The sequence below is a fragment of the Priestia sp. P5_B4 genome, from assembly GCF_056400385.1.
The window spans coordinates 1-3,669 of record NZ_JBFULJ010000369.1 but is presented as its reverse complement, the minus strand read 5'-3'; the positions used below and the strand labels follow the sequence as shown (position 1 = coordinate 3,669).

Below are 3,669 nucleotides of genomic sequence, written 5' to 3'. Positions count from 1 at the left end.
AATATGCAAAAGAAAAGCAGGCAAAGACCATTTTAAGAGGTTTACGTGCAGTATCGGATTTTGAGTACGAAATGCAAATCACATCTGTAAATCGCGTATTAGATAAAGAAATCGAAACGTTATTTATGATGACAAATAATCAATACTCGTTTTTAAGTTCTAGTATTGTAAAAGAAGTAGCTAAATATGGCGGGAATATTTCTGAATTAGTTCCTCCCCCTGTTAGAGAAGCGCTTGCGGAAAAATTTGAACAGCTGTCTCAAAAATAAGATAAAAAAGAACGTGACGTTTTCTTTGCCGATAAGAAAACGTCGCGTTCTTTTTTTACTGGGAACGATGAAGAAACGTTCGTTTTGAATATATATAAATATAGCAGCACAGCGTAAAAATCGTTAAGAGCGGACCGTACACGTTTAGCCACTGCGATAGAATCGTAACGGACTCCAAGTGAGAAGAAACCGGCAGTGCTCCTTCAGATGCTTGAAAAGTAGTAATGGATTCTCGAAGAGGACCCCATAGAAAAATAGTGAATACTACCGCAAAACAGCCGTGAAAAATGCGTGCAATAAAAAACGGGAAAAATCGAATATCTGTTTCGGCGAGTATACTAGCCACTTGTGCTTGAACGGAGAAACCGCTGAAGCCTAATACAAAGCTAACGATGATAATTTGATGAAACAGCAGCGTGTCTGGCGCTTCACTTGCTAGACGGCTTCCTAGCGTGATTTCAAAAAGCCCTGAAATAAAAGGAAGGCTCAGTTCAGTCCCTATATGACAAAGGGAAAATAAATAAGCTAGACCGCTGCTTAAAACGGCCGTAATATGAGTAACATATAAAAGTTTGTTTAATACAGAAAATAAAATGATAAAACCGCCAATCATTAAGAGAGATTGAACAGCAGAAGTAACCGCATCTCCTAGAAGCTTCCCGATAGGACGCTTATCTTTTAAACGCGTTTTATGCATTTCATGAAAAGCTAACGATAAAGAAGGTTTTTGAGTTACTTGTCCTTTCGGTTTTGCTGATCCATAAAAACGCATTACCAGTCCTACACAAATATTCCCTATGTAATGAGAGAGAGCTAATATGATACCGACAGCTGGATTGTGAAAAAAGCCAACTGCCACAGCTCCAAAAATAAAAATAGGGTTAGATGAGTTAGTAAATGATACGAGTCTTTCAGCTTCTATAGCTGTTAGCTGCTTTTCTTGACGCAGCCGGGAAGTGATTTTTGCTCCTGAAGGAAACCCAGAAGCCATGCCCATTGCTAAAGCAAAACCCCCTACTCCAGGTACTCGGAATAAAGGCCTCATAAACGGCTCTAATAAGATCCCAATGAACTTCACTACGCCAAACCCAATAAGCATTTCTGAAACAATAAAAAAGGGCAGCAGAGAAGGAAAGACGACCTTCCACCATGTGTTGAGACCTCTTACTGAACCTTCTAGCGCTTCTTTTGGATATACAATAAGCGCAATAGCGAGAAGCGTTACGCTCGTCCCGAGCAGAAGTGTTTTCACCATTGATTTATTCAACGAACGATTCATCTCCTTTTCTAAGCTCATGTCATCTTGATATGAATGAAATGAGGAGTTTTAGGCAAATGTACAAGTTCTTCTATATATCAATATACGAAGCTATGCATCGACTTTATGCCTATGAGTAAGGAGAAAATAAATTCATACTGAATAACAAGGCGTCTTGTCACATTTGGAAATACAATTCATATACATAAATCAATGCACTTCTAGGATAGTCAAGGAGTAAAAAAACGTATACGCAGCAAGCGAAGAGAAAGAATTTCTTAAAACAACCTTCAGTATAGTATAATGCTTAATAACCACCGTGTATTGAGCAAAACATATCTTTAGCTTCATACTAAATGAACAAATAGAAAATGAAGAATAGTCCTACCGAATACAGGGCAACAATGATAGAGAAGCTCATCAAATGTTTTTACATTTTTAGAAGTCTATAAGGTAAAACGAGGGGGCAGGTAAAGTGGAAAGCCCAAAAATAGGAGTTGCGTTAGGCTCAGGTGGAGCTAGAGGTTTTGCACATTTAGGAGTAATCAAAACGCTAACAGAAAATAACATTCCTATTGATTTTCTAGCTGGCAGCAGCATGGGAGCTTTAGTTGGTGCACTATATGCGTCAGGTATTGAACTAGCAACTCTTTATAAAATGGYGCTAACGTTCAAACGAAAGTATTATTTGGATTTTACCGTGCCTAAAATGGGATTTATTACGGGAAACAGAGTGAAATCGTTGGTTCGCACCTTTACGCAAAATAGAACCATTGAACAGCTGTCTATACCGTTTGCCATTGTAGCGACAGATTTGAAAACAGGAGAGAAAGTGGTGTTTAAAAAAGGACCTATCGCTGAAGCGGTGAGAGCAAGTATTTCAATTCCAGGAATCTTTGCTCCCGAAGTAATTGATGGACGATTGCTTGTAGACGGTGGGGTAGTGGACCGTATTCCTGTATCGGTTGTAAAAGAAATGGGATCTGATATTGTTATTGGAGTCGATGTATCAAAAGCGAAAGTGAATGCAGAAATCAGCTCTATTTTTGATGTCATTATGCAAAGTTTAGATATTTTGCAAGATGAGCTAGTAGCTCATCGGACCATTGTTTCAGACATTATGATTCGTCCTAATCTCGATACTTTTAGTTCCAGAGCGTTTACAAACATTCAAGAAATGATTTCAATTGGTGAACAAGCAGCACATGAGCAGTTGCCTTCTATCCTACAAGCAATTGATCATTGGAAGGAGAACAAAAAAAGTGAAATCTAGAATTAGAATTTTGGTATATTTGGCTGTTATTGCAGTGGTGGCAATGCTTTGTTTTTATCCTTTGCCGTACTACATTACAAAGCCTGGAATGGCAGAAGAACTTGCGCCTATTATTAAGGTAGAAGATGGATACCATGAAAAAGGGACGTTTATGCTGACAACTGTAAGAATGGGCAGAGCAACTCCTCTTTCATATGGTCTTGCGAAAATACAGGACTTTCATGAAATTTTCCCTACAAAGCAAATTTTGCAGCAAGGTGAAAGCGATGAAGATTACTCGACAAGGCAATTACATATGATGGATACATCAAAAAATGCCGCTATTTCAGTAGCATACGAAGCAGCTGGAAAGAGCGTTTCCTATCTCAATAAAGGCGTATATGTTACATATGTCGTAGAAAATATGCCTGCACATGGAAAACTTCATGTTGGAGATGTAGTAACGAAAGTAGACGGGGAAAAAATTCAAACTGCTGAGGACTTAATCAACTACGTATCGACTAAAAAAGCAGGAGATTCAGTATCAATTTATGTAAAAAGAGATGGCAAAGAAAGCAAACATACTCTAAAAGTTAAAGCATTTCCTGACGAGCCGAAACGAGTAGGCCTAGGAATTGCCTTAGAAACGAACCAAGAACTAAAAGTTAARCCCGATATACATATTGATACTGAAAAAATAGGAGGGCCTTCAGCTGGACTGATGTTCTCGCTTGAAATTTATAATCAGCTTGTTAAAGAGGACATGACAAAAGGCCATCGCGTTGCAGGTACAGGGACTATCAATGATAAAGGAGAGGTAGGACCAATCGGAGGTATTTCGCAAAAAATTGTAGCCGCAGATAAAGAAGGAGCAGAGATTTTCTTTGCAC

4 protein-coding genes are annotated in these 3,669 nt (G+C 38.6%); 3 read left to right on the top strand and 1 reads right to left on the bottom strand.

The window, feature by feature from the left end; genetic code table 11:
* Nucleotides 1-269: pantetheine-phosphate adenylyltransferase (locus AC1DRF_RS19495; RefSeq protein WP_477741443.1), on the top strand; the 269-nt coding region annotated here is incomplete at its 5' end.
* 55 nt (nt 270-324) lie between these two features.
* Here AC1DRF_RS19495 and ylbJ read toward each other — a convergent pair.
* On the bottom strand, nt 325-1,536 hold the full coding sequence (gene ylbJ, locus AC1DRF_RS19490; RefSeq protein WP_043976409.1) for a sporulation integral membrane protein YlbJ: 1,212 nt from the start codon (nt 1,534-1,536) through the stop codon (nt 325-327).
* A gap of 466 nt (nt 1,537-2,002) precedes the next feature.
* Here ylbJ and AC1DRF_RS19485 point away from each other — a divergent pair, with 466 nt between their 5' ends.
* Together AC1DRF_RS19485 and AC1DRF_RS19480 are read left to right on the top strand one after the other, a co-directional pair.
* Complete coding sequence (locus AC1DRF_RS19485; RefSeq protein WP_477741442.1) at nt 2,003-2,800, top strand: patatin-like phospholipase family protein; 798 nt, start codon at nt 2,003-2,005, stop codon at nt 2,798-2,800.
* The coding region (locus AC1DRF_RS19480; protein WP_477741441.1) for a SepM family pheromone-processing serine protease at nt 2,790-3,669 on the top strand (880 nt) is incomplete at its 3' end. The genes AC1DRF_RS19485 and AC1DRF_RS19480, both read left to right, overlap by 11 nt.